Annotated in this window: 24 protein-coding genes; 6 read left to right on the top strand and 18 right to left on the bottom strand. The window is 73.1% G+C overall.

Going from position 1 to position 25047, the window contains the following annotated elements; genetic code table 11:
* Positions 1-915 precede the first annotated feature (915 nt).
* The 7 genes from NOCA_RS08960 to NOCA_RS08930 form a co-directional block, all read right to left on the bottom strand.
* Positions 916-2322 (bottom strand): amidase, encoded by a 1407-nt coding sequence (locus NOCA_RS08960; protein ID WP_011754955.1) that lies wholly within the window; start codon positions 2320-2322, stop codon positions 916-918.
* A gap of 142 nt (positions 2323-2464) precedes the next feature.
* The gene (locus tag NOCA_RS08955) at positions 2465-3115 is read right to left on the bottom strand and encodes an SRPBCC family protein (RefSeq protein WP_011754954.1); all 651 of its coding nucleotides are present in this window, start codon (positions 3113-3115) and stop codon (positions 2465-2467) included.
* Positions 3112-5523: an aerobic carbon-monoxide dehydrogenase large subunit gene (cutA, locus tag NOCA_RS08950; RefSeq protein WP_011754953.1), complete on the bottom strand. Its 2412-nt coding sequence runs from the start codon at positions 5521-5523 to the stop codon at positions 3112-3114. The genes NOCA_RS08955 and cutA overlap by 4 nt, the downstream gene beginning before the upstream one ends.
* Positions 5524-5527: 4 nt before the next feature.
* On the bottom strand, positions 5528-6049 hold the full coding sequence (locus NOCA_RS08945) for a (2Fe-2S)-binding protein (RefSeq protein ID WP_011754952.1): 522 nt from the start codon (positions 6047-6049) through the stop codon (positions 5528-5530).
* Positions 6046-6888, bottom strand: coding sequence for an FAD binding domain-containing protein (locus NOCA_RS08940; RefSeq protein WP_011754951.1), 843 nt, complete (start codon positions 6886-6888; stop codon positions 6046-6048). Before NOCA_RS08940 ends, NOCA_RS08945 begins: the two co-directional genes overlap by 4 nt.
* Positions 6889-6905: 17 nt before the next feature.
* Positions 6906-8369 carry a uracil-xanthine permease family protein gene (locus tag NOCA_RS08935; protein WP_011754950.1) on the bottom strand — a complete coding sequence of 488 codons (1464 nt, stop codon included), beginning with the start codon at positions 8367-8369 and terminating at the stop codon, positions 6906-6908.
* 359 nt (positions 8370-8728) lie between these two features.
* Positions 8729-10042: a PucR family transcriptional regulator gene (locus NOCA_RS08930; protein WP_041547278.1), complete on the bottom strand. Its 1314-nt coding sequence runs from the start codon at positions 10040-10042 to the stop codon at positions 8729-8731.
* 78 nt (positions 10043-10120) lie between these two features.
* Here NOCA_RS08930 and NOCA_RS08925 point away from each other — a divergent pair, with 78 nt between their 5' ends.
* Genes NOCA_RS08925 through NOCA_RS08915 form a run of 3 tightly spaced genes read left to right on the top strand, consistent with a single transcriptional unit; the run spans position 10121 to position 13601 of the window.
* A complete protein-coding gene (locus NOCA_RS08925; RefSeq protein ID WP_011754948.1) occupies positions 10121-10774 on the top strand; it encodes a DUF2877 domain-containing protein in 654 nt (217 codons plus the stop codon).
* Positions 10771-12186 (top strand): FdrA family protein, encoded by a 1416-nt coding sequence (locus NOCA_RS08920; protein WP_011754947.1) that lies wholly within the window; start codon positions 10771-10773, stop codon positions 12184-12186. The genes NOCA_RS08925 and NOCA_RS08920 overlap by 4 nt, the downstream gene beginning before the upstream one ends.
* A complete protein-coding gene (locus NOCA_RS08915; RefSeq protein WP_011754946.1) occupies positions 12183-13601 on the top strand; it encodes a DUF1116 domain-containing protein in 1419 nt (472 codons plus the stop codon). The genes NOCA_RS08920 and NOCA_RS08915 overlap by 4 nt, the downstream gene beginning before the upstream one ends.
* 87 nt (positions 13602-13688) lie before the next feature.
* Here the strand turns inward: NOCA_RS08915 and NOCA_RS08910 are convergent, their stop codons facing one another.
* The 10 genes from NOCA_RS08910 to moeZ form a co-directional block, all read right to left on the bottom strand.
* A complete protein-coding gene (locus tag NOCA_RS08910) occupies positions 13689-14498 on the bottom strand; it encodes an ABC transporter permease (protein WP_011754945.1) in 810 nt (269 codons plus the stop codon).
* On the bottom strand, positions 14498-15496 hold the full coding sequence (locus NOCA_RS08905) for a daunorubicin resistance protein DrrA family ABC transporter ATP-binding protein (protein ID WP_041546411.1): 999 nt from the start codon (positions 15494-15496) through the stop codon (positions 14498-14500). The genes NOCA_RS08910 and NOCA_RS08905 overlap by 1 nt, the downstream gene beginning before the upstream one ends.
* Before the next feature lie 109 nt (positions 15497-15605).
* Positions 15606-15947, bottom strand: coding sequence for an MGMT family protein (locus NOCA_RS08900; RefSeq protein WP_011754943.1), 342 nt, complete (start codon positions 15945-15947; stop codon positions 15606-15608).
* The gene (locus NOCA_RS27485; protein ID WP_011754942.1) at positions 15944-16483 is read right to left on the bottom strand and encodes a hypothetical protein; all 540 of its coding nucleotides are present in this window, start codon (positions 16481-16483) and stop codon (positions 15944-15946) included. Before NOCA_RS27485 ends, NOCA_RS08900 begins: the two co-directional genes overlap by 4 nt.
* Positions 16480-17802, bottom strand: coding sequence for a DUF58 domain-containing protein (locus NOCA_RS08890; protein ID WP_011754941.1), 1323 nt, complete (start codon positions 17800-17802; stop codon positions 16480-16482). The genes NOCA_RS27485 and NOCA_RS08890 overlap by 4 nt, the downstream gene beginning before the upstream one ends.
* On the bottom strand, positions 17799-18821 hold the full coding sequence (locus tag NOCA_RS08885; protein ID WP_011754940.1) for an AAA family ATPase: 1023 nt from the start codon (positions 18819-18821) through the stop codon (positions 17799-17801). The genes NOCA_RS08890 and NOCA_RS08885 overlap by 4 nt, the downstream gene beginning before the upstream one ends.
* Positions 18822-18823: 2 nt before the next feature.
* Complete coding sequence (locus tag NOCA_RS08880) at positions 18824-19282, bottom strand: hypothetical protein (protein WP_011754939.1); 459 nt, start codon at positions 19280-19282, stop codon at positions 18824-18826.
* Positions 19279-20016, bottom strand: a complete 738-nt coding sequence (locus NOCA_RS08875; protein WP_011754938.1) for a DUF4129 domain-containing protein — start codon at positions 20014-20016, stop codon at positions 19279-19281. Before NOCA_RS08875 ends, NOCA_RS08880 begins: the two co-directional genes overlap by 4 nt.
* Before the next feature lie 133 nt (positions 20017-20149).
* Positions 20150-21064 (bottom strand): hypothetical protein, encoded by a 915-nt coding sequence (locus tag NOCA_RS08870; protein ID WP_140403974.1) that lies wholly within the window; start codon positions 21062-21064, stop codon positions 20150-20152.
* Between the two features lie 326 nt (positions 21065-21390).
* Complete coding sequence (moeZ, locus tag NOCA_RS08865) at positions 21391-22602, bottom strand: adenylyltransferase/sulfurtransferase MoeZ (RefSeq protein WP_011754936.1); 1212 nt, start codon at positions 22600-22602, stop codon at positions 21391-21393.
* 228 nt (positions 22603-22830) lie between these two features.
* Between moeZ and NOCA_RS08860 the strand changes: the two genes are divergently transcribed.
* The 3 genes from NOCA_RS08860 (at position 22831) to NOCA_RS08850 (ending at position 24155) form a co-directional block, all read left to right on the top strand.
* On the top strand, positions 22831-23418 hold the full coding sequence (locus NOCA_RS08860) for a TetR/AcrR family transcriptional regulator (protein ID WP_011754935.1): 588 nt from the start codon (positions 22831-22833) through the stop codon (positions 23416-23418).
* 36 nt (positions 23419-23454) lie between these two features.
* Complete coding sequence (locus NOCA_RS08855) at positions 23455-23676, top strand: DUF3107 domain-containing protein (RefSeq protein ID WP_011754934.1); 222 nt, start codon at positions 23455-23457, stop codon at positions 23674-23676.
* Between the two features lie 176 nt (positions 23677-23852).
* Positions 23853-24155 carry a hypothetical protein gene (locus tag NOCA_RS08850; protein WP_011754933.1) on the top strand — a complete coding sequence of 101 codons (303 nt, stop codon included), beginning with the start codon at positions 23853-23855 and terminating at the stop codon, positions 24153-24155.
* A gap of 144 nt (positions 24156-24299) precedes the next feature.
* Here NOCA_RS08850 and NOCA_RS08845 read toward each other — a convergent pair whose 3' ends face one another.
* A complete protein-coding gene (locus tag NOCA_RS08845; RefSeq protein WP_011754932.1) occupies positions 24300-25013 on the bottom strand; it encodes a ferritin-like fold-containing protein in 714 nt (237 codons plus the stop codon).
* Between the last annotated feature and the right edge of the window lie 34 nt (positions 25014-25047).

Below are 25047 nucleotides of genomic sequence, written 5' to 3'. Positions count from 1 at the left end.
TCGGTTGCCTGCGCACCGCTGGCCCGCCGGGTGCGCGGCCCGCACCGAGGTCGGAGCCGAAATAGGTGAAGGGCCCTCGAAAGTATGAGTTCCAAGGGCCCTTCGGGTGACCGGTACTGGTGACGCTCCCGGTCGACAGCTCTTCTCCTCTGAGTCCCGGCGGCCTCGTCACCCAGCCACCGCGGCCCGACCTCCAGCAAGCTGGTGATCACGCCGTACGGACCCTCGTCTCCGAGCTGTCCCGCGCTCCCTTGCGGGAGTGCGTGAGAGAGTTCTATGCCCTTGCGCCGGGCCCGCGCAAGGGCTTTGCGGAACATTCTTCTGGTTCCACCGAAACCAGCCCGTTCATCCACAGATCGCCCACCGGTCATCCACAGATCACCGCGAGATTCCCACAGTTGAGCAGGATTCTCGTCGACCGGCTCGAGCGGCTGGACCGGCCGCAGGCCAGCAGACCCGACGCCGACGCTCGGCACGGCGCACCCGGGAAATGGTGAAGGGCCCCTCGCGAGTATGAGTCGCAAGGGGCCCTTCGGGTGACCGGTACCGGTGACGCTTCCGGTCGACACGCTCTTTCTCTCCGGTCCCAGCGACCTCGTCACCCAGCCGCTGCGCCACGAGCCGGCAAGCCGCCTCGCGTCGTTCGGACCCTCGTCTCCGAGCTGTCCCGCTCCCCGTCTCCGGAGTGCGTGAGAGAGTTCTATGCCCCCGACCGGGGACCGCGCAAGGGGTTCGCGCAACATTCTCCTGGTTCCACCGAAAGACCCTGCCCGGTCCACAACTCAGGTCCCGGTCCTCCACAGTCAGAGGGCCCGAAACCCACAGGTTCCTCCCGTGCCTGTGGACAGCGAGACGGCGTGGACCAGACCGGATCGACGGCCGCCCGGCAGCAGCCCGGCAGCAGTGCCGAACAGCTCAGCGGGCCTCGAGCGCCGCGGCGGTCTCGAGGAGGAACCGGTCCCGGCCGTGCGCGGCGACCAGCTGCAGGCCGATGGGCAACCCGTCGGAGGTGTGCCCGAACGGCACCGAGATCGCGGGGCAGCCGGTGACGGTGATCAGGTACGCCGCGCGCATCCAGTCCAGGTAGGTCTGCATCGGCCGGCCGTTGATGGTGGCGGGGTACTCCTGGTCCGCCGGGAACGGCGGCACCTGGGAGACCGGGAGCACCAGCAGGTCGAAGCCCTGCCCGCCGGGGACGAAGAACTCCCGCATCCGCTCGGACAGCGCGGTGCGCTGGGTATAGGCGCGGGCCACGTCGGCGCCGGTGAGGTGTTCGCCGAGCCGGATGTTGTCGGCCAGCGACGGCTTGAGACCGTCGGGGTGGGCGGCGAGCAGGCCGCCGAGCTTGGCCTGCAGGTGCCAGGCGCGCAGCGTCCGGAACGTGTCGTCGGCCTCGGTGAGGACCGGGTGCGCCGCCGTCACCTGGGCACCCGCGGCCGTGAAGGCCGCCGCCGAGGACTCCACGACCGCCGCCACCTCGTGGTCGACCTCGAACGCACCGCCGAGGTCGACCGAGACCGCCACCCGCAGCCCGGCCAGCGAGCCCGCGAGTGGAGGGGCGAAGGTCGCGCCCGGGTCCCCGAGCGCCTGGGGTGCGCGCGGGTCGGGCCCGGCCAGCACCGAGAGGAGCAGCGCGAGGTCGCCGACGTTGCGCGCCATCGGGCCACCCACCGAGGTCGTCTCCCACTGGTTGTACAGCGGCCACTCCGGCACCCGGCCGAGCGAGGGGCGCAGCCCGAAGACGCCGCAGAACGACGCGGGGTTGCGCAACGAGCCGCCCATGTCCGAGCCGTCCGCGAGGGGCACCATCCCGGCGGCCAGCGCGCTGGCCGCTCCCCCGCTGGAGCCGCCGGCCGAGCGCGACGGGTCGACCGGGTTGAGGGTGGTCCCGAAGACCCGGTTGAACGTGTGCGACCCGGCCGCGAACTCCGGCACGTTGGTCTTGCCGATCACCACGACACCGGCGCGGCGTACCCGCTCGACGATCAGCTCGTCGGCGTCGGGGACGTGGTCGGCGTACAGCGGCGATCCGTAGGTGGTGCGCCAGCCGGCGACCGCGTGGGTGTCCTTGAACGCGAACGGCAGCCCGTGCAGCGGGCCGACGTCGGTGCCGTCACGATCGGCGGCGGCGAGCGCCCGGTCGGCCTCGGCGGCGCCCTCGCGGGCACGCTCCTCGTCGAGAGAGACGATCGCGTTCAGCTCCGGGTTGCGCTCGGCGATCCGCGCCAGGTGCAGGTCGAGCAGCTCGCGCGCCGAGATCTCCTTCGCGCGTACGGCGGCCGCCTGCTCGCGCGCGGTCGACTCGACCGTGACCCCGCTCATCGCCGCGCCCCGCCCCGCCGCGAGCCCCCGGCGGTTTCCCCGGTGAACCGGGGAAACCGGAAGTGTTGGGCCGAAACTTCGGGCCAGAAGTTCCAACTTCCCCGGTGAACCGGGGAAACCGTCACGGCCGCCGGTCGAGTGGTCACCGGCGCCGCCGCAGCGATCCGGCGAGCACGCCGAGCAGGACCAGGCCGGCGCCGACGGCGATGCCCTTCACGAAGTCGTCGCGCGAGGCGATGCCGGCCTTGGCGGGAGCGGTGAAGACCTGCCCCACGGCGGCCGGGGCGCCCGGGGCGCCCGCGGCGCCCGGAGCGGCGGCCACGGCGGCTGCGGGTGCGGGCGCGCCGATGGCCTGGCCCACGTTGCTGAAGAACTCACCGGCCATCCGCCGCGAGACCGACGTGAGCATCCGCTGCCCGACCCCGCCGACCATGCCGCCGACGACCGCGTCGGCGTCGTAGTCGATCTTGGTGTGGCCGGGCTCCGCCTCGCCGAAGTAGACGTTCACGGTCGCGTCGATGGTGCCCGGCGCGCCGGCGCCCTCGAGCCGCATCACGAGCGACTCGTGCTCGACGAGGTCGGAGAGGACGCAGGCACCGGCGTAGGTGCCCTTGATCGCCGCCACGCCCGCGGTGACGGTCATGTCGTAGGCGTGCTCACTCCCAGGAGTCGAGCTCCGTGTCTCCAGCCGCTCGCAGCCGGGGATGGTCGCCACCAGCACCCGCGGGTCGAGGATCGCGTCCCAGACCTGCTCGACGGGGTACGGGACGACGTTGGATCCGGTGATCTTCATCGGGGGTGCTCCTGTCGCAGGGTGTACAGCTCGGAGGGCGAGATCGGCATCGCGGTGATCGCGAGTGCCGGGCGGTCGACCCGCTCGGCGTCCTCGATCGCCGCCGCGAACACCGCCGCCGACGGGATGACGCCGGCCTCGCCCGCGCCCTTGATGCCGAGCGGGTTGAGCGGCGAGGGGGTCTCCAGGTGGTCGATGTCGATGCCGTCGGGGACCTCGGTGACGTAGGGCATCAGGAAGTCCATGAAGGACGCGTTCAGCAGCTGGCCGGACTCGTCGTACGCCATCCGCTCGTAGAGCGCGCCGCCCACGCCCTGGGCGACGCCCCCGTGGATCTGGCCCTCGACGATCATCGGGTTGATCAGGTGACCGCAGTCGTGGACGACGGCGTACTTGAGGATCTTGATCTCGGCGGTCTCGGGGTCGGTCTCGACGATCACGGCGTGCATGCCGGAGGCGAAGGTGGCCCGCTCCGGGGAGTAGAAGTCCTTGCCCTCCAGGCCGGGCTCGTCGTCCTCGGCGACCGGCGGCTTGCCGGGGTCGCCGACGGAGAACTGGGTCGCGGCCTTGGACGCCTCGTCGAAGGCGTAGCGCAGCGGGTTGGAGAGCACCGAGACCGTCCCTAGGTCGATCGAGGCGCCCGGTGAGCCCTTGACGGACACGACCCCGTCGACGATCTCGAGGTCCTCGGGGGCCGCCTCCAACGCGTCGGCGGCGATCTTGAGCACCTTCTCCTTGGCCCGCTTGGCCGCGAGGTGGATCGCCGAGCCGCTCATCACCGCGGCACGCGAGGCGAAGGTGCCCACGGCGTACGCCATCCGGCGGGTGTCGCCGGTGACGACCTCGACGTCCTCGAACTTCACGCCGAGCTCGTCGGCGACGAGCTGCGCGAACACCGTCGCGTGGCCCTGGCCCTGGGTGGTGAGGCCGGTGGCGACCTTGACCTTGCCGGAGGTCTCGATGTGCACGTGCGCGCCCTCGTAGGGGCCGACACCGGTGCCCTCGACGTAGCAGGCCAGGCCGATGCCGACCCGGCGGCCCTGCGCCGCCATCTCCCGCTGGAACGCCGGGAACTCGTCCCAGCCCACGAGCGCCTTGATCTTCTCCAGCGACGCCGGGTAGTCGCCGGAGTCGTACTCCAGCTCGCGTCCGTCCTGGAAGATCAGCCCCTGGTCGAACGGGAACTCATCGGGCTGGATGAAGTTCACCGCGCGGACGTCGGCGCGGTCCTTGCCGAGGTACGCCGCGATCGCGTCCATCGTGCGCTCCATGGCGTAGCAGCCCTGGGGCCGGCCGGCGCCGCGGTAGGGCGTGACCATCACCGTGTTGGTGTAGAGCGACTCGAAGACCACCCGGTAGTTGTGCGGCTTGTAGGGGCCGAGCAGCTGGGTGGAGGTGATGATCGGGACGATCAGCCCGTACGGCGTGTACGCGCCGTGGTCGTGCCAGAACTCGACGTCGAGGCCGAGCAGCCGCCCGTCGTCGTCGAAGCCGACCTCGATGTGCTGGACCTGGCCGCGCTCGTGCGCGGAGGAGATGAAGTGCTCGCGCCGATCCTCGGTGAACTTGACCGTGCGGCCCAGGGCGCGGGCCGCGAGCGGCACCAGCAGCTCCTCGGGCCACGGGTGGTTGATCTTGACCCCGAACCCGCCGCCGACGTCCGGGGTGATCACGTCGACCTGGCCCAGGTCCAGGCCGAGCTTGACCGCGACCGCGGCTCGCACGCCGGTGGAGCTCTGCGTCGAGGTCCACACCTGGAGCCGGTTGATGTCGGGGTCCCAGCGGGCGACCGTCCCGCGCCCCTCGAGCGGGGTGCAGGCACTGCGCTCGACGGTGAGGTCGAGGGAGAGCGTGTGCGGCGCGGCCTTGATCGCGGCAGGAGCGTCGCCGACGTTCTGCTCCAGCCGGGCCCCGATGTTGCCGGGCACGTCCTCGTGGACCAGCGCCCGGGCCTCCCGGGCGGCGTCGATCCCGACCACCGGTGGCAGCGGCTCGTAGGAGACCCGGATCCGCCCGACCGCGTCCTCGGCGAGGTAGCGGTCGTCGGCCACGACGAAGGCGATCGCCTCGCCGGCGTAGTTGACCTCGTCCCTGGCCAGCGCGTACTGGGTGCGGCCGTGGGTGAGCGCGGGGTGCGGGATCAGCAGCGGCAGCGGCTCGGCCATCGGCGCGGCCAGCCCGGCGAGGTCGTCGTACGTCCAGACCGCGTGCACGCCCTCGAGGTCGAGGACCGCCTCGACGTCGATGTCGAGGATCCGGGCGTGGGCGTGCGGGGAGCGCAGCACGGCGGCGTGGAGCAGCTGGGTGCTGCCGGAGACGCCGACGTCGTCGACGTACCGACCCTGCCCGCGCAGGAACCGCTGGTCCTCGACCCGCTGGACCTTCTGGCCCATCAGCTTGGTGGTCATCGGATCACCGCCCTGCTTCGGGTGCGGGGGTCTCGACGAGCTCGGCGAGCTCGACCAGCTCGGCGGCCCGCTCCACCGCCTTGACGATGTTCTGGTAGCCGGTGCAGCGGCACAGGTTGCCGGCGATCATGTCGCGGGCCTCCTCGTGCGTGGGGGTCGGGTTGTCGCGCAGCCCGGCCGTGATCGTGGTCAGGAAGCCGGGGGTGCAGAAGCCGCACTGGAGGCCGTGGCACTCCGAGAACGCCTGCTGCACGGGGCTCAGCGACCCGTCCTCGTTGGTCAGTCCCTCGACCGTGGTGAGCTCGTGGTCCACCGCTGAGACCGCGAACATCAGGCAGGAGCGCATCGGCTCGCCGTCGACCAGGATCGTGCAGGCGCCGCAGACGCCGTGCTCGCAGCCCACGTGCGTGCCCGTGAGCCCCAGGTCGTGGCGCAGCGCGTCGGACAGCAGCCGGCGCGCCGGCACCCGGGTGTCGTACGTCGTGCCGTTGACGCTCAGCCGAACGTCGTGCAGCTCCTCGGTCACCGTCGTCCCTCCCTGGACTGCTGGGCATGCTCGCGTGCCGATCGAACCACCCGTGTGGTGAGCACCCGCACCAGCTGGGCGCGGTACTCGGCGGTGGCGTGGATGTCGTCTCCGGGCTCGAGGTGGGTGAGCGCCGCGTCCCCGAGCTCCTCCTCCGCAACCCCGGAGAGGTCGACGACGGTAGGCACGTCGGCGACCGAGAGGTAGCCGACCCGCACCTCGTCCCCGTCCACCAGGGCCGCCGCACCGACCAGCGCGTAGTCGCCGTGCCGCCGGGCGATCTCGTCGAACGCCACCCCGGCGCCCGGGGCGAGCGCCGGGAAGTACGCCGACAGCGCGATCTCGTCGTGGGCGAGGGAGGACTCCAGCGGCCCGACGAACAGCTCGTCGGCCGGGATCGTGCGCCCGCCGGCCGGGCCCTCCACCTCGACGCTGCCGCCCAGCAGGGCCAGCACCGCCGGCATCTCCGCCGCGGCGTCGGCGTGCACGAGCGAGCCGACGGTGGTGCCCCGGTTGCGGATCGTCGCGTGCGCGACGTGGGCCAGGGCCATCGGCACGAGGGGCTGGACGCGGTGTACGTCCGGCGAGGCCAGGACGGCGGCATGCCGGGCGAGCGCGCCCACCCGGACGCCGCCGTCCTCCCCCTCGACCTCGATGGTGTCCAGGCCCGGGATCGCGTTGATGTCGACGAGCAGCGCCGGGGCGGCGAGACGCATCGACAGCAATGGGACCAGGCTCTGGCCACCGGCCAGCACCTTGCTGTCCGTCCCGCCGGCCAGGGCGGTCACTGCTTCGGCGATCGTCCCCGGCCGGCGGTACTCGAACGGTGCTGGCTTCACGACTTCCTTTGCTCAGATCAGTGGTGGTGGTCGTGCGGTGCCGCGTGGTCCTCGGCGTGCACGCCCTCGTGGCCGACGGCGATCATCGTGCCGTCGTCGAGGTCCTTGGGGGCGACCACCCGCGCGAGGTGATAGCCGAGGACGACCACGAGAGTGCCGAGCGCGATGCCGGTCAGGTGGAAGTCGTCGGTGATCTTCAGGTCGGCGTTGCCGATCGCGAGGATGATGCCGGCGGCGACCGGGACCAGGTTGATGGGCTTGGCGAAGTCGACGCCGTTCTCCTTCCAGATCTTGGCGCCGAGCAGGCCGATCATGCCGTAGAGGACGAGCGTGATGCCGCCGAGCACGGCCGGCGGGGTCGCGTTGACGATCTGACCGAACTTGGGCACCAGACCCAGCAGGATCGCCACGATCGCGGCGACGAAGTAGGCCGCCGTGGAGTAGACCCGGGTGGCCGCCATGACGCCGATGTTCTCGGCGTACGTCGTGGTCGGCGAGCCACCGACCGTCGAGGCGATGACCGTGCCGACACCGTCGGCGGCGATCGCCCGGCCCATGACCGGGTCGAGGTCGGTCTTGGTCATCTCCGCCACTGCCTTGACGTGGCCGATGTTCTCGGCGACCAGGGCGATGACCGCCGGCAGCGCGAGCAGGATGAACGCGATCGAGAACGACGGCATGTGCCAGCCGACGTTCGCGTAGCCGTCGGTGAAGGCCTGGTTGCCGACGAGCCCGTCCTTGGTGTGGACCGGGAAGCCGAACCAGTCGGCGTTCTTGACGGCGTCCCAGTTGACGCGGTCGTGCGGGCCGGGCTCGGGGTTGCCGGGCAGCGGCAGCGTGCTCTGGCCGAAGATCCAGTCCCAGACCACCGAGAGCAGGTAGCCGAAGATCAGGCCGAGGAACACCGCGATCCGGCCGAAGAAGCCGCGGAGGCCGACCGCCATCAAGATGACGGCAGTCATCGTGATCAGCGCGACCCACGGGTCGGAGGGCATGTAGGTGAGGGTCGCGACCGGAGCCAGGTTGAAGCCGATCAGCATGACCACGGCCCCGGTGACGACCGGCGGCAGCACGGCGTTGACCGAGTCGGCGCCGAGGTAGTGGACGATCACGCCGACGATGGCCAGCACGATGCCGGCGACCAGGATCGCGCCCGTCACGTCGGCGGGGCCGCCCGGCCCGTCGCCGCCCTGGTAGGCGTAGATGGCCGCCGCGGCGCCCACGAACGAGGCCGAGGTCCCCAGATAGCTCGGCACCTTGCCCTGCACGATCAGCAGGAAGCAGATCGTCGCGATGCCGCTCATCATGATGGCGAGGTTGGCATTGAGGCCCATGATCAGCGGGAAGACGAACGTCGCCCCGAACATCGCCACGACGTGCTGGGCGCCGAGGCCCACCGTCTTGCCCCAGCTGAGCCGCTGGTGCGGCGCTACGGCCTCACCAGGTTTGGGATCGACCAACTCCCACTTGAACATCGACATGACAAAGCACCCTTCCGCCTTGGTGACCGGTCCCGAGTGGGTCACAAACTAGTGATGCACATAACACACCGACGACGGCGATAAATGCCGAAGGAACGCCGGGATGGCTGGCACCTGTTGTCGGCGAGCCTCGTCGAGGACATCTGCGCGTCACGCCGCCGGCGGCCGCGTGTTCGGACCATCCGGCAGCCGAACCCGCACGACACGCTCGCGGCCGCGGTTTCCCCGGTTCACCGGGGAAGTTGGAACTTCTGGCCCGAAGTTTCGGCCCAACAGTTCCGGTTTCCCCGGTTCACCGGGGAAACCGGCCGGGCACCCGCTGCCGGCCCGGGGAGGGCTGAGGGCGGACGCCGCGGGGGTCAGCCGGCGAGCTCCAGCACTCGCAGGGCCACGGCGACGTCGAGGCGCAGGTGCGGATCGGTGGAGAGCGGCCCGAGCAGCCGCTCCAGCTTCGAGACCCGGTAGCGCATCGTGTTGTAGTGGAAGAACTGCAGCCGCGCGGCCTCGGCGACGTTGAAGTTCGTGTCCAGCAGCACCTGGAGCGTCTCGCGCAGGTCGGCGGCCTCGCTGGTCGGCTCGGCCAGCGGGCCGAGCACGTCGCGGACGAACGAGCGCAGCTCGCCGTTCTCCTCCGGGGGGATGAGCGCGATCAGCCGGTGCAGGCCGAGCTGGTCGAAGAACGTCGTGGACCCCCAGCCGCTCACCCGCCGGCCGACCTCGACGGCTCGGCGCGCCTGCGCGTAGGCGCCGGGCAGCTCGTCGAGGGTGCGGGCGACCCGGCTGACGCCGACCGAGAACGAGCGGCGGCCGCCGCCCTTGTCGCCGGCGACGGCGGTCACCGCCCGGCGTACGACGTCGTGGCCCGCGACCGGCTCGTCCTCGCGCCGGTCGCCGGGGTCGTCCTCCGGCCCGTAGCCGGCCAACGGCAGCAGCGTGACCACCTCCGAGGAGAAGTCCACGCACGGGATCCCGGTCCCGAGGCCGTTGCTGACCTGGCGCCACGCGGCCGAGAAGCGCTCCTGCCACTGGCGGCGCTGCACGCCCCCGACGGGCTCCTCCCCCGGCACCGGGTCGATCTCGGCCGAGACGACGACCACCGGGCGGGCCAGGTCCCAGCCGAAGGTCGCGGCGTGCTCGGTGACGTACGCCTGGTCGTTGGCCAGGCCGCCGCGGCGCATCAGCAGGTCGCGCAGGAAGTCGCCCTGGTACTTGTTCTCGACCGCGGTGACGGCCTCCTCGCGGGTGATCAGCAGCGCCGCGACCGCGGCCGCCCGCTCCAGGGCGTGCACGTCGTCGGAGCTGAGCGGCTCGTCCGGGCGCAGGCAGACCAGTCGGGCCAGGTCCACGCCGCCCGCCGCCACCCGGAGGCTGCGCGCCTCGCCGGTCTCGACCGGGGCCCCGTCGCCCGCCATCCGCTCGACCCGCAACCGTCCGGTCGGGTCGACCAGGTCGTGGGAGTCGAGGGCCGAGCGCAGGTCCTCCGGGAGCGCCGAGGCGCGCTCGCGGCCGTCGGTGCTCGTGAACGCCACGCCGACCTCCAGCACCCGCGCGACCTCGGCCGCGATGCCGTCCAGGTTGCCGCCCTCGAGCACGATCTGGGTCAGCCCGGTGTGCAGGGCGTCCACCTTGGCCAGCGCGGCACTGGCCAGCTCCTCGCGGTCTCCACTTATCAACACTTGCGCTCCTCTGCGTGCCCCGTTGGCACAACCTCACATCGGCAAACGGTAATCGGCCCCGATAGCGTCGGGAAGGTGATCCCCGTCAGCGCGCCGGCTCGGGTGCGTGCCCGCCTGCACGCGGCGCCCGACGGACCGCTGCCGGTGGTGCACCGCGGCCGGGACGCGATCTACCTCGACCTGGCCGGATCCTGCGTCGGCGTGGTCGGCACCCGCGCGACCGCCGTACCGTGCGCGCTGCGCACCGCCCTGGACGCGCTCGACGCCGGCAGCGCCCGCGTCACCGGGGGCGTGCTGCACCTCGACGACGAGCCGCTGGTGATCGGCCGGATCGTCGACGTGACGGTCCCGCGGCTCACCGCCGCGACGACGAGCGGCCCCGCCCCGCTCCCCGGGGACGTGCGGGAGATGGTCGGCCGCGGCGACGGGCTCACGCCGTACGACGACGACGTGCTGTGCGGCTGGCTTGCGGTCCACCGCGGCCTGGGCGTGCCGACGCCCGACGCCGACGCGGCCATCCGGGCCTGCGTCGACCGCACCACGCTGCTCTCGGCCACCCTCCTCGACTGCGCGATGCACGGTGAGGTGATCCCCGAGTTCGCCGCCTGGGTGGCCACCCCCGACGACCCCGACCGCACGGCGACCCTGGCCGCCGTCGGCCACACCTCCGGACGCGGGATGCTGCAGGGCGCCCGTTTCGTCCTCGACCACCTGAGAGGCGCCGCATGACCACGCCCAGTCCCACCCATGTCGAGCTCCGCCCCGGCGCGTACGCCGACTCCGTGACGCTGCTCCAGGTCAGCCGGGTCGTCCAGGGGCTGCCCGGCGTGCTCGCCGCCCAGGTCGCGATGGCGACCCCGCTCAACGTCGAGGTGCTCACCGGGATGGGCTTCGAGGTCCCGGCGCAGGCGGGCCCCAACGACCTCGTGGTGGCGCTCCGGCTCGAGGCGGCGGACGCGCTGCCGGCCGCGCTCGCCGGGGTCGACCAGGCGCTGCGCGACGCGAACCGTCGCGACGAGGGTGCCGCCACGATCGCCCCGCCGCGGACCACGGCGAGCGCGCTGCGGCGTACTCCCGATGCTGTCGCCCTCGTCTCGGTGCCGGGCGCGCACGCCTTCGTCGAGGCGATGGACGCCGTCGAGGCGGGCCGCGACGTGATGGTCTTCAGCGACAACGTCCCGCTCGAGCAGGAGCTGGCCCTCAAGCGGGCTGCCGCCGAGCGCGGCGTGCTGGTGATGGGGCCCGACTGCGGCACGGCGGTGGTCGACGGCGTCGGCCTCGGCTTCGCCAACGTCGTCGAGCCCGGCCCGGTCGGCATCGTCGCGGCCTCGGGCACCGGCTGCCAGCAGCTCCTCGCCCTGCTCGACCACGCCGGCGTCGGGGTCACCTCCGCACTCGGCGTCGGCGGGCGCGACCTCTCCGCCGAGGTCCGTGGCCTGGCCACCCGCGAGGCGCTGCGCCGCCTCGACGAGGACCCGGGCGTCGAGCTGATCGTGCTGATCTCCAAGCCGCCGGCGGCGGACGTGACCGCCGAGATCGAGGCGTACGCCGCCGCCCTGGCCACGCCGGTCGAGCTCGCGCTGCTCGGCCCGGGCCGGCCCGACCTCACGGCCGCGGCCGAGGCGGTGCTGCGGCGGCTCGGTCGCGAGGTGCCCGCCTGGCCGGTCGACCCACCCGATGTCTCCCCGCGGGTCAACCCAGGGGCGCTGCGCGGGCTGTTCGTCGGCGGCACGCTCGCCAGCGAGGCCGCCCTGGTCGCCGGTGAGCTGCTCGGCGAGGCCGACGGCCACACGTTCGTGGACTTCGGCGACGACGAGTACACGACCGGTCGGGCGCACCCGATGATCGACCCGTCGATCCGCCTCGAGCACCTCGCCCGGGCCGCAGCGGACCCGACGACCGGGGTGCTGCTGCTCGACGTCGTGCTCGGTCACGGCGCCGAGCCCGACCCCGCCGCGTCGCTGGCCCCGGCCCTCGCCGGGGTCGCGCAACCGGTGGTGGTCGCGGTCGTCGGCACCGCAGGCGACCCGCAGGGACGCGACCGGCAGGTCCGCGCCCTGGTGGACGCCGGCGCCGAGGTGCACCTGTCCAACGCCGGCGCGACCCGCCGTGCGATCGAGCTGCTGGGAGGGACCCGATGACCACCCCCGAGGCCGTCGTGAACGTCGGCGCCGACCTGCTCGCCGACGCCGTCGCCGACCAGGCCGTGCCCGTCACCCGCGTGGACTGGCGGCCCCCGATGGACGGCACCGCCGCGGACCTCGCGACCGTCGCCGCCGACCCCCGGCGGCAGGCCGCCAACGAGCGGGCCCTGGCCGCGATGCTGGGGGTCACCGCCACCCTGGTCGACGTGCTGCCGGCCTCCGAGGCCCTCGGCCTGGAGCCGGGCCAGTTCCTGCACGCCGGCCCGCCGATCGGCTGGGACCGCGCCTCCGGCCCGCTCCGCGGCGCCCTGATGGGCGGCGCCGCCCTCGAGGGTCTCGTCGCCGACCCGGAGGACGCGGCCGCGCTGTTCGAGGCCGGGACCAGCGTCTCCCTCGAGCCGTGCCACCACCGCTCCGCGGTCGGCCCGATGGCCGGCGTGGTGACGCCGAGCATGTGGGTGTTCGTCCTCGAGGACCCGGCCACCGGCCGGCGCAGCTACTGCTCGCTCAACGAGGGTCTCGGCAAGGTGCTGCGGTACGGCGCCTACTCCCCCGAGGTGATCACCCGGCTGCGCTGGATGGGCGACGTGCTCGGGCCGCTGCTCCAGCGCGCGGTCCGCACCGTGCGCGACTCCGAGGCCGGGCCGGTCGACGTGACCGGCATCCTCACCCAGATGCTCCAGATGGGCGACGAGGCCCACAACCGCAACCGGGCCGGCACCCTGATGCTGCTGCGCGACCTCTCCCCCGCGCTGGTCGGGTCGATCGGGTCGGCCGGGAGCGATCCGGCCGACGTCGCCGAGGCGCTGCGCTTCATCGGCGCCAACGACCACTTCTTCCTCAACCTCGCGATGCCCGCGTGCAAGCTGGCGCTGGACGCGGCCCGCGGCATCGACGGGTCCACCATGGTCGTGGCGATGGCCCGCAACGGCACCGACTTCGGCATCCAGGTCGCGGGCACCGGCGACGAGTGGTTCACCGGCCCGGCGCAGCTGGCCGACGGCCTGTTCCTCGGCGACTACGGGCCCGAGGACGCCAACCCCGACATCGGCGACTCGGCGATCACCGAGACCGCCGGCATCGGCGGCTTCGCGATGGCCACGGCGCCCGCGATCGTGCGGTTCGTCGGCGGCTCGGTCCCCGACGCGCTCGCGACCACCCGCCGGATGCACGAGATCACCCTCGGCGAGAACCCGCGGTGGTCGGTGCCGGTGCTCGAGTTCCAGGGCACGCCGACGGGCATCGACGTGACCATGGTGTGCCGGACCGGGATCCTCCCGCAGATCAACACCGGCATGGCCGGCAAGCTGGCGGGCGTCGGCCAGGTCGGCGCCGGCCTGGTGACCCCGCCCGCCGAGATCTTCCCGAAGGCGCTGGCGCGGCTCGCGGAGTTGGCGTGTCCACGAAGCTGACTGGGTCTCGACACGCCGGTCGCGACTTCGTTCCTCAGTCGCGCGGCTCGCTCGACCACCATCAGCGGGTCCGCTGACGCGTCCCCGCTAGCGACTGGTGGCGCGGCGGTACTGGCGGATCGAGAGCGGCACGAACACGAGCAGGATCAGCACCACCCACACCAGCGTGTAGAGCACCGGGTGGTGCATCGACCACGCGTCGGGCACCGTCGCCGCCGGGTCGGTGTTGCCGAACAGCTCGCGCGCCGCCTGGCAGACCGCGGAGACCGGGTTCCAGTTCGCGAACGTCGCCAGCGGGCCGGGGAGGTTGCTGATCGAGACGAACGTGTTGGCGATGAACGTCAGCGGGAAGATCACGATGAACGACGCGTTGTTGACGACCTCGGGGGTGCGCACCAGCAGCGCGACGGTCGCCATGATCCAGGAGATCGCGAACGCGAACACCAGCAGCACGAGGAAGCCGGCCAGCGCCTCCACCATCGAGGACCGGATCCGCCAGCCCACCACGAGCCCGGTCAGCGCCATCACCACGAGGCTGACGATGTTGATGCCGATGTCGGCGACGGTGCGGCCGAGCACCACCGAGGACGACGACATCGGCAGTGACCGGAACCGGTCGATGATGCCCTTCTGGAGGTCCTCGGCGAGGCTGTAGCCGGTGAAGGTCGCGCCGAACACGACGGTCTGCGCGAAGATGCCCGGGACTAGGAACTCGGTGTAGTCGACACCGGTGTCCTGGCTGCCGATCGCGTTGCCGAACACGTAGGCGAACAGCAGCACGAACATGATCGGCGACAGCGTCGTGAAGACGAGCACGTCCGGCACCCGCAGGATCTTGCGCAGGTTGCGGCGGGTGATCACCCAGGCGTCGGAGGCGCCCTCGACCAGGACCGACATCACGCGGCTCCGTCCTCGTCGGCGTCCTCACCGGCGGGCGCGGGCTCCTCGGCGGCGTGCCCGGTCAGGGCCAGGAACACGTCGTCGAGCGTCGGACGGCGCAGCCCGGCCTCGGCGACGGGGACGCCGGCCCGGTCCAGCCGGTCGAGCAGCTCTCGCAGGTCGTGGGTGCCGCCGTCCACCGGCACCGTCAGCCGCCGGTCCCGCTCGTCGATCACCGGCTCGCCGACGCCCACGCCCGCGGCGGCGCGCGCCGCCGCCACCAGGTCGCCGCCGGAGGGCAGCCGCACCTCGACCTGCTCGCCCCCGAGCTGCGCCTTGAGCTCGTCCGCCGTGCCGAGCGCGATGACCGTGCCGCGGTCGATCACGGCGATCCGATCGGCCAACCGGTCGGCCTCCTCGAGGTACTGCGTGGTCAGCAGCAGCGTGGTCCCGCCACGGACCAACTCCTCGATGACGTCCCACATCCCGACCCGGCCGCGCGGGTCCAGCCCGGTCGTCGGCTCGTCGAGGAAGATCACCGGCGGCTTCGCCACCAGCGCGCCCGCCAGGTCGAGGCGCCGGCGCATGCCACCGGACCAGCCCTTGACCACCCGACCCGCGGCGTGCGCGAGGTCGAACTGGTCGAGCAGCTCGCGCGCCCGGGCCCGGCTCTCGGCCGCCCCGAGGTGGTAGAGCCGCCCGACCATGTCGAGGTTCTCGAAGCCGGTCAGGTGTTCGTCGACGGCGGCGTACTGGCCCGACACCCCGATCCGCCGGCGCAGCTCCCGGGGATGGCGGAGCACGTCGATGCCCGCGACCTCCGCGTGGCCCGCGTCGGGCCGCAGCAGCGTGGTGAGCACCCGCACCGCGGTGGTCTTGCCGGCACCGTTGGGCCCGAGCAGGCCCAGGACGGTGCCCTCCTCCACCTCCAGGTCGAGCCCGTCGAGCGCGGTGACGGCGCCGTACCTCTTGACCAGGCCGGTGGCACGGATCGCGGTGGGCCTGCCGGTCGACATGGCACCACTCTGCCGGGGACCGCCGACAGCGGCCACCGACTTTGGGCTCTCCTGCTGGAGCGCTGCCCCCGCGGAAGCGTCAGGAGCGGCGCCACCGGGGGCTGCGGGTTCAGGCTCGGGGTCGGGGCTCGGCCTCCAGGCGGGGCCGCCAGAAGGCGCGGGCCAGGTCGATCCGGCCCGACGGCCGCAGCGGCGTGCTCTCCTCGAGGTAGGCCTGGGGTGCCTCGCCGTCGTGGCAGGTCGGTGGCGACCCGTCGGCGTGGACGACCCGCCACCACGCGACCGCACCGCCGTGGGCGGACATCACCGAGCCGACCTGGCGCGGCCCGCCGCCGCCGAGCAGCTCGCCGACGACCTCCGCGATCGCGCCGTACGTCGTCACCCGCCCCCGGGGCACCGACTCGACGCACTGCAGCACCCGCTCGGCGTACTCCTCCGGGTCGATCCTCACCGGTCCTCCTCACGGGTCCCCAACGCGGCGGTCGCGACGACGGTGGCCAGGCACGCGGCCGCGACGCCGAGCACCCAGACGCCGGGCTGCTCCGGCTGGTCGCGCAGCAGCCGGGCCGTGACCCAGGCTACCGGCGCGGTCAGCAGCACCAGCAGCCCCCGACGCGCCCACAGGCCGGCGGTGGCGGCGTCGACCGGCATCGTGGCCGGGCCGTACGACGCGACCGCGCCGGCGACGTGCGCCACGACCAGCCCGGCGGCGGCGACCAGCACCCACGCCGAGGAGGCGTCTCCGAGCGCGGCCGCCCACCAGCCGAGCACGACCAGGAACGGCGCCACCCCGAACGGCGAGTCCGGGACCCAGGCCGAGGCTCCGGCGAGGGCGGCGACCACGCCGACCAGCCACCACGGTGCCGCATGACCGGCCGGTCCGGCAGCGAGCACCGCCACGACCGGCCCGGCCAGGACCAGCATCCGCAGCGCGACCTGGGAGCGGGCCCAGTCGTCCGGCTCGCCGTACCCCCGCAGGGGGTTCACCGGCCCACCACCCGCGGGAGCCGGCCGCGGCGGGCCAGGCGGCGCAGCACGTCGTCGATGGTGCCCGGCCCGCGCCAGGCGACGACCGGGCAGCCGAGGGCGGCGAGCCGGTCGAGCACCACCGAGCGCTCCACCATCCGCATCCGCCAGGCCAGCGCGGCGAGCGTGGGGTCGGCGTCCCCGGGGAGGTCGGGCCGGGGGTCGGGCGGGAGCGTGTCGACGACCAGCACCGCCACGCCGCGGCGGGTCAGGGTCGCGGCGACGGTGGCGACCGGCTCGGCGAGCATCGGGGAGAGCACCACGACGACGACGCCGCCGGTCACGCCGAGCTGCAGGACGCCGGAGTCGGGCTCGGCGGCGACCCCGATCCGCACGGTCGCCAGTTGGTCCTGGATCCGGCGCAGGTGCCGCGGACCGGCGCCGTACCCGACCTGCTCGTGGCCGCGGCCGACCACCCGCAGCGCGACCCGGTCGCCCCGGCGCACGTGGTGCTCGGCGATCGCGGAGGCCGCACGGACGCCGAGGTCCAGGCTGCTGGCCGCGCCGTCGACGCCGTCGGAGGCGCCGTGGTCGGCGAGCGCGTCGAGCACCAGCAGCACCCCGGTGTCCTCCTCGGCCCGGGTGGTCACGACGTGCAGGTCGCGGGTGCGCAGCGAGACCCGCCAGTTGACCCGCCGGAGCCGGTCGCCGGGCTGGAACGGCCGGATCCCCGCCAGCTCGGTGCCGCTGCCGGTGCGCCGCGAGCGGTGCGCGCCGACCAGGCCGAGCGGCTGCGGGGCCTCGGCGCGCGAGTCGTACGGCGCGGTCGTCGGCAGCACCCGCGTCCACTGGCCGCCGATCCCGACCGGGCCGAAGCGGTAGCCCGCCCACGGGGTGTAGAGCGCGACCTTCTCCTCCCCCAGCATCCGCCGGCCCCAGCGGCGCGGGCTGATCTCGACCTCGGGCACCTGCCCCCCGGCGAGCAGCCGGCCGACCCGGCCGCCGCTGGGGCGCATCACGACGTACGGCGGCTGCCCGGTGACCCGCACGAGGTACTCGGCGTCCTCGGCGCCGGCCACGCTCAGCCGCGAGGTGGTGCCGACGCCCTCGCGCAGCGTGAGGTGGTCGAGCCGGGAGTCGAGGACGGGCTCGCGGGTGGGCCGGTGCGCCACCCCCAGCGCCGCCAACATGACGAACGGCGCGGCGAGCACGACGACCGCGGGCTCACCGGACAGCAGCGCGCCGACCACGCCGAGCCCGCCCACCACGAGGGCCCGGCCCAGCGCGGTGGTCGGCCGCCAGGACGCCGGACCGCCCCGGCCCGGCGGGAGCGGGCTCATCGGCGCCCGTCCAGCGTGGTCGGGGTCGGCACCTGGCCGAGGACCGCGTCGACCACGCGACGGCCGCTGGCATCCGACATCCAGAGCTCCGGCTTGACCGTGATCCGGTGCGCCAGGACGGGCCGAGCGATCGCCTTGACGTCCTCGGGCACGACGTAGTCGCGGCCGCGCAGCAGCGCGAACGCACGGGCCGTCAGCACCAGCCCGAGCGAGCCGCGGGGCGAGGCGCCGGTGAGCACGTCGGGGTGGTGCCGGGTCGCGACGGCCAGCTCCACGCAGTACCGCCCCACGCTCTCGTCGACGGCGACGGTCTCGACGGCCGCCTGCATGGCCAGCAGCCCGGCGCCGTCGGTGACCCGGTCGAGCTCGACCTCCTCCTGCCGGCGGGCCATCCGCCGGGCGAGCACGTCGTACTCCTCGTGCGGGCTGGGGTACCCGAAGGAGACGCGGAGCAGGAACCGGTCGAGCTGGGCCTCGGGCAGCGGGAAGGTGCCCTCGTACTCGATCGGGTTCGCGGTGGCCAGCACGTGGAACGGAGCGGACAGCGGGAACGTCTCGCCCTCGACGGTGACCTGCCGCTCCTGCATCGCCTCGAGCAGCGCGGCCTGGGTCTTCGGTGGCGTCCGGTTGATCTCGTCGGCCAGCAGCAGGCCGGTGAACAGCGGCCCGCGGCGGAACTCGAACTCCCCGCGGCGCTGGTCGTAGATGAACGACCCGGTCAGGTCGGCCGGCAGCAGGTCGGGGGTGAACTGGGCGCGGGCGAAGTCGATACCGAGCGCCCGGGCCAGGGACCGGGCCGCGAGGGTCTTGCCGAGGCCGGGGTAGTCCTCGAGCAGCACGTGGCCCTTGGCGAGCACGGCGGCCAGGACCTGCACGAGCGCCTTCCGCTTGCCGACGACGGCCTTCTCCACCTCGTCGAGCACCCGTCCGGCCAGGTCGGCGGCCTCGGCGACGGACAGGCGCTCGGACGCGGGATCCGACACGGGATCGGGCACGGGATCGGACACGGGGTCGGTCATGCTCACAGCTCCTCGATCTGGGTCAGGCAGCGGTCGATCTCGGCCGGGGTGAGGCGGCGGGGTGGGCCCTCCCACGGCCAGACCGGTCCGGTGACACGGGGGTCGCCGGGCTCGGTCCCGTGTCGCTGGGCGACGGCCCGGGTGGCCAGCAGCGTGAGCCGGTCGCGCAGCGCGGCGTCGGGCGTGCGCGCCGCAAGGTGCGCCTCGAGCAGGCCGAGGTACTGGCGCAGTCGAGGGTCGCCCCGCTCGCCCAGCGAGGGGCGCTCGACCTCGATGTCCCAGGAGGCGCCGCCGTCGGCGAGCGCGTCGCGGAGCAGGCCGAGGACCGCGACGGCGCTCGCGACCAGCAGCGCCAGCCGGACCGGGTCGGGGTCCGCGCTCGCAAGCTCGAGGCCGACCTCGAGGGCGGCGTACGCCACCGTGCCGCCGACCAGTCGGCGCCACCAGCGTCGCGCGATCATGCGTGGACCCCGAAGGAGCGGCCGATCGTGCGGTGGATGTCGTCGAGCGCCGCGAGCGCCTCCTGCCGGTGGGCCTCGGTCAGCGGGTGCTCGGAGAACCGGGCCTCCCGGTAGAGCTCGCCGAGGCGGGTGACCGCCGGCTGGTGGGCGTCGACGAGGTCCAGCACGCGCATCGTGTACTCCGAGGACGTCTCCCACGCGCCGCGGGCGAGCCCGGCGGCCGCAGCCTGGGTCTCGAACCGGTGCCAGCACTCGACGACCGCGTTGCGGGGGCTGCCGCCCTCGGCGAGCAGGCGGCGCTGGCTCGCGGCATCGGCGAGGATCTCCTGCGCGACCGCCGCGGGCGGCTCCAGGACGGGGAAGTCGAGCGACTCCGTCGTACGCCGCAGCCGCGCCCGGCGCCGCCTCCGGACGGAGCGCACCGCGGGCAGCACGGCGTAGCGGGCCGCGAGCAGGACCAGGCCGACGACCACCGCGAGGTCGACGAGCAGCGCGAACGCCCGGACCCAGGGCGGCGTGCCGCGGGACTCCGCAGACGTGGTGTCGACGGCAGCCGGGCCCGCGGAGGCGGAGGTCGACTCGGTGACGGTCGGCGTGCCCGCCGGCGACGGCCCCTCCCCGCGGAGCACGCCGCTGGGCCCGATCGAGGCGGCCCAGGCACCCAGGACCACGACCAGCAGCGCGGTCGCGACGACCGACGCGACGGCCAGGGTCGAAGCCTGCCGCGCGGTCATGGATCGCAAACTACCCGACCACGACGACGGCCCCGCCCGGGTCGGGCGGGGCCGTCGTCGTCGAGCAGGCGGAGGCAAGTGCCGAGCCTCCGGGACGCTCCCTCAGGTAGCGGCTGAACCGGTGCTCAGCGGATCAGAGGATCGGCGAGAAGGGCTCGGTGCCGTTGACCAGCTGCAGGCCCGAGATGCCGGAGTGCTGCTGCGCGAAGGCCAGCTCGTGGGCGAGGTCCCCGATGTTGTTCGATGCCGGCAGCGGGGCCAGGCCCAGGGTGGACAGGACTCCGACGGCCGAGCCGTCCGCGCTGAGGAAGCCGGAGCCCGAGTCGCCGGGGATGCCGGGGGTCACCGTGTACAGCGGGTGGCTCCAGCCGCCGTCGGCCGGGTCGTCGCCCAGGCTGATGCCGGTGTGCGGCGAGAGCGGCTCGAGGCCGGCCCGCAGGCTGGAGTTGCCGTAGGTGTAGAGCCGGTCGCCCGCAGCGGTGCCGTCGGTGTCGATCCCGACCGGGCCGCCCCAGAACGGGACGGACGGGTTCACCTTGGCGACGTCGCCGGCGGCGACCTTCACCAGGGCGAAGTCGTTGTAGGCGCAGGTGTTGGCGTCGGTGGTACCGAGCTTGTCCATGGTGTCCCAGGACGAGTACACCAGGGTGCCCGAGCCGACCTGGGTGCCCTCGCTGATCAGGCTGCCGCCCTCGTTGAACGTGACCTTGGTGCCGAGGGGCAGCGAGTTCGAGAGGCAGCCGTCGGTGTCGGTGGCCGCACCGGTGCCTGCGCAGTGTGCGGCGTAGCCGACGTACACGTTGCCGGCGCCGTCGGTGAAGACGAAGTTGCCGGTGCACTGGGCACCGTCTGTGTACATCATCGTGCCCGGGTGGATCTGGGCCGTGTCGGCCGGCGCCCAGGCGACGGTGGTGCGGTGCTTGTGGGGTTTGTGGGACTTGGCGTCCGCGGGCGAGGACGAGATGAGCGCGACGGCGAGCACGGCGCTGCACAGGAGTGCGAGCACGGTGACGGCGCGACGGGCCGACCACGAGGTGGCGGTGATCATGGGGGCTGGTCCCTCCCGGTAGGGCAGGCCGGCGCGTGCCGGCCACGGATCCTGACGGCAGCCCAACGACACCGCACCCGCGCGGGTTACGCACCGGTAGGTCGAGTCGGCGCATCTTGCCCGCTGACGACCGCCGAGTCGGCGCATCTTGCCCGCTCACCACCGCCCAGTCGGCGCATCTTGCCCGCTCACCCCGGCCGAGCTGGCGCGTCTTGCCGGCTCACCACCGCCCAGTCGGCGCATCGTGCCCGCTCAGGTGGGCATGACGCGCCGACTCGGCGCGTTCAGGCGGGCAGGTTGCGCCGACTCGGCGCAGGAGATCGGGTTCAGTAGGAGGGCTGGGAGGGGTCGATCTGGTTGACCCAGGCGACCACGCCGCCACCGACGTGCACGGCGTCGGCATAGCCGGCGCCCTTGACGATGGCCAGCGTCTCCGCGGAGCGGACACCGGACTTGCAGTGCATGACGATCTGCTTGTCTCCGCCGGTGAGCGAGGTCAGCTGCTCGAGGGCGCTGCCGTTGAGGAACTCGCCCTTGGGGATCAGCACCGAGCCGGGGATCCGGTTGATCTCGTACTCGTTCGGCTCGCGCACGTCGACGAGGACGAAGTCGCGGGTGCCCTCCTCGCGCTCCTTGAGCATGTGCTCGAGCTGGGTGACCGAGATGGTCGAGCCGGCCGCTGCATCGGCCGCGGCCTCGGAGACCGCACCGCAGAACGTCTCGTAGTCGATCAGCCCGGTGACGGTCGGGTTGTCACCGCACAGTGCGCAGTTGGGGTCCTTGCGAACCTTGAGCTTGCGGTACTCCATCTCGAGGGCGTCGTAGATCATCAGCCGGCCGACCAGCGGGTCACCGATGCCGGTGAGCAGCTTGATCCCCTCGTTGACCTGGATCGAGCCGATCGCCGCGCACAGCACGCCGAGCACGCCGCCCTCGGCGCAGCTGGGGACCATGCCCGGCGGCGGCGGCTCCGGGTAGAGGCAGCGGTAGCAGGGGGCGTCGTCGGCGAGGGACGGGGCGAACACGGACGCCTGGCCGTCGAAGCGGTAGATCGAGCCCCACACGTAGGGGATGCCGAGGAAGTACGCCGCGTCGTTGACCATGTAGCGGGTCGCGAAGTTGTCGGTGCCGTCGAGGATCAGGTCGTAGCCCTCGAAGACGCCCATCACGTTGTCGTTGTCGAGGCGCTGCTCGTGGAGCACCACGTCGACGTACGGGTTGATCTCGGCGATCGACTCCTTGGCCGAGAGGGCCTTGGACTTCCCGATGTCGGACACGCCGTGGATGACCTGGCGCTGCAGGTTCGACTCGTCGACCTCGTCGAACTCCGCGATGCCGATCGTGCCCACGCCGGCCGCGGCCAGGTACAGGAGCGCCGGGCTGCCGAGGCCGCCGGCGCCGATGACCAGCACCTTGGCGTTCTTGAGCCGCTTCTGGCCGGTCATCCCGACGTCGGGGATGATCAGGTGGCGGCTGTAACGACGTACCTCGTCGATGCTCAGCTCGTCCGCGGGCTCCACGAGCGCGGGGTAGGACACGGCGTACTCCTTGGCTTGGTCGATTCGCCTGGCGACGCTGGACACAACACCGTCCGGCTCTGCCATGTTCCCCCGCCGGACCAAGCAGCCGACGGCCGCGTCCCGTCATCCGGACGCCGGCACGGCTCGCTCGACGCCATCCCCGAGACAGCCCCGCGTTGCCGATACAGTTCGCGGGTGACCGCTGAGCAGTACGACGCACCGACCGCGCGACCGCGCGGCGCGCGGATGCCGCGGCGTGAGCGCCGTGCGCAGCTGATGGAGTCAGCGCTCGAGGTGTTCGTCGCCCAGGGCTACCACGCCGCCGCCATGGACGACATCGCCGAACGGGCCGGTGTCTCCAAGCCGGTGCTCTACCAGCACTTCCCCGGCAAGCTGGACCTCTACCTCGCCCTGCTCGACGAGTCGTGCGACACGATCATCGACAACTGTCGCGCGGCCCTGGCCTCGACGCAGGACAACAAGCAGCGGGTCGCGGCGACCATCGACGCCTTCTTCGAGTACGTCGCGGGCGAGTCCGGTGCGTTCCGGCTCGTCTTCGAGTCCGACCTGACCAACGAGCCGGCGGTGCGTGGGCAGGTCGACCGGGTGACCATCGAGTGCGCGTCGATGATCGCCGACGTCATCCAAGACGACACGGGCCTGCCGAGCGACGCCTCGCGGCTGCTCGCGGTGTCCCTGGTGGGAATGGCTCAGGTCAGCGCCCGGTTCTGGCTCACGGACCCCGGCCGCATCAGCCAGTCCGACGCAGCCGCCCTGGTGGCCGGGCTCGCCTGGCGCGGGATCCGCGGCTACCCCAAGTCCGACGAACACTGATCCACCCGGCACCACCCCGAACCGAAGGAGGACCTCGTGGAGGTCAAGATCGGCGTCCAGAACGCCGCCCGTGAGCTGACCATCGAGACCGACGAGTCGGCCGAGCAGGTCGAGAAGCTGGTCAGCGAGGCGGTCGCCGGCGAGGGCGTGCTCACGCTGTCCGACACCAAGGGCCGGAAGGTCGTCGTACCCGCCGCCAAGCTGGCCTACGTCGAGATCGGCCACGGCACGTTGGGCCAGGTGGGCTTCCGCAGCTGACGGGGACCCGCAGCGGGCCCGGCCCGTGGCGGTCGCCCTTCGGGGCCGCCTCGCGCCTCGGCTCCCCAGGAACCGCTGCCACGCGACCGAGGAAGCCCTACCGACGGGTCGACACCTGAGCCGCCAAGGGGTGCCGCCGCTTGCGTCGCGGGTCCGGCCGTGAGGAGGATCGGCGCATGGTCTCCGCGCTGCTGTGGGCCCTGATCGGCGGCACCGTCATCGGGCTGCTCGGCAAGGCCCTCGCCCCGGGCGACCGCGACGACGTGCCGCTGTGGCTCACGGTCATCTGCGGCATCGGCGGGGTGCTGATCGGCAACTTCCTCTACGGCCTGTTCTTCGCCGACCACTCCCGCGGCATCGACTGGTGGCGGCACGGCTGGCAGGTCGCAGTGGCCGCCGTACTCGTCGCGTCCGCTTCCGTCAGCGCCGGCCGAGCTCGCAGCCAGCCGGAGTCGGACCGGGCGGATCCCCACCGGTGAGAACCGGTGCTCGTCGAGCGACGCCTGCCGATGGCTGACGGTTTCCCCGGGTAACCGGGGAAGTTGGAACTTCTGGCCCGAAGTTTCGGCCCAACAGTTCCGGTTTCCCCGGTGAACCGGGGAAACCGACCCGGGCGGCCCACCTCAGGACGCGAGCCCGAGCTCGGCCATCCGCTCGGCGTGTCGCTCGGTGATCCGGGTGAACATCCGCCCGATCGCGGCGAGGTCCAGGCCCGGCCGGTCCACGCCGCCGGCGAGCAGCGCCGACAGCGCGTCCCGGTCGGCGGCGACCCGCTGCGCCTGGGTCAGCGCCTCCCCCATCAGCCGCCGCCCCCACAGCGCGAGCCGCCCGCCCAGGCGGTGGTCCGCCTCGATCGCGGCCCGGACCCGGTCGACCACGAAGGCGGAGTGGCCGCCGTCCTCGAGGGAGGCCACGATCAGGTCACGGGTCTCGGTGTCGAGGTACGCCGCGATCTCGCGGTAGAAGTCGTTGGCGAGGCCGTCGCCGACGTACGCCTTGATCAGCCCCTCGTACCAGTCGCTCGGGGCGGTGTGCTGGTGGAACCGGTCGATCGCCTCGACGAACGGCGCCATCGCGCGGAACGGGTCGGCGCCGAGCTGGACGAGCCGCTCGTTGAGGCGCGCGACGTGGCCGAACTCCGCCGTCGCCATGCTCGCGATCGCCACCTTGTCCTCGAGCGTCGGCGCGAGCTTGGCGTCCTCGGCGAGCCGCTCGAAGGCGGAGATCTCGCCGTACGCGATCGCCCCGAGCAGGTCGACCACGGCCTCGCGATAGTCCGGGTCCTGGAAGGCCACGCCATCGGCGGGGCGCGCGTCGTCCGGCGGGGATGAGGGCACGTGCGCACCCTACCGATAGACTGCGGGTGATCGA

Source organism: Nocardioides sp. JS614 (assembly GCF_000015265.1).
Classification (GTDB): Bacteria; Actinomycetota; Actinomycetes; order Propionibacteriales; family Nocardioidaceae; genus Nocardioides.
Note: the sequence above shows the minus strand (reverse complement) of the source record. Positions and strands in the feature narration are given on the sequence as shown.

Coding starts and splice junctions, on each gene's coding strand:
- NOCA_RS08905 (WP_041546411.1), bottom strand. CDS start 15,496: ATGTCGACCGGCAGGCCCACCGCGATCCGTGCCACCGGCCTGGTCAAG.
- NOCA_RS08910 (WP_011754945.1), bottom strand. CDS start 14,498: ATGTCGGTCCTGGTCGAGGGCGCCTCCGACGCCTGGGTGATCACCCGC.
- NOCA_RS08960 (WP_011754955.1), bottom strand. CDS start 2,322: ATGAGCGGGGTCACGGTCGAGTCGACCGCGCGCGAGCAGGCGGCCGCC.
- cutA (WP_011754953.1), bottom strand. CDS start 5,523: ATGACCACCAAGCTGATGGGCCAGAAGGTCCAGCGGGTCGAGGACCAG.
- NOCA_RS08915 (WP_011754946.1), top strand. CDS start 12,183: ATGACCACCCCCGAGGCCGTCGTGAACGTCGGCGCCGACCTGCTCGCC.
- NOCA_RS08880 (WP_011754939.1), bottom strand. CDS start 19,282: ATGATCGCGCGACGCTGGTGGCGCCGACTGGTCGGCGGCACGGTGGCG.
- NOCA_RS08890 (WP_011754941.1), bottom strand. CDS start 17,802: ATGAGCCCGCTCCCGCCGGGCCGGGGCGGTCCGGCGTCCTGGCGGCCG.
- NOCA_RS08885 (WP_011754940.1), bottom strand. CDS start 18,821: ATGACCGACCCCGTGTCCGATCCCGTGCCCGATCCCGTGTCGGATCCC.
- NOCA_RS08875 (WP_011754938.1), bottom strand. CDS start 20,016: ATGACCGCGCGGCAGGCTTCGACCCTGGCCGTCGCGTCGGTCGTCGCG.
- NOCA_RS08850 (WP_011754933.1), top strand. CDS start 23,853: ATGGTCTCCGCGCTGCTGTGGGCCCTGATCGGCGGCACCGTCATCGGG.
- NOCA_RS08870 (WP_140403974.1), bottom strand. CDS start 21,064: ATGATCACCGCCACCTCGTGGTCGGCCCGTCGCGCCGTCACCGTGCTC.
- NOCA_RS08955 (WP_011754954.1), bottom strand. CDS start 3,115: ATGAAGATCACCGGATCCAACGTCGTCCCGTACCCCGTCGAGCAGGTC.
- NOCA_RS08920 (WP_011754947.1), top strand. CDS start 10,771: ATGACCACGCCCAGTCCCACCCATGTCGAGCTCCGCCCCGGCGCGTAC.
- NOCA_RS08860 (WP_011754935.1), top strand. CDS start 22,831: ATGCCGCGGCGTGAGCGCCGTGCGCAGCTGATGGAGTCAGCGCTCGAG.
- NOCA_RS08935 (WP_011754950.1), bottom strand. CDS start 8,369: ATGTCGATGTTCAAGTGGGAGTTGGTCGATCCCAAACCTGGTGAGGCC.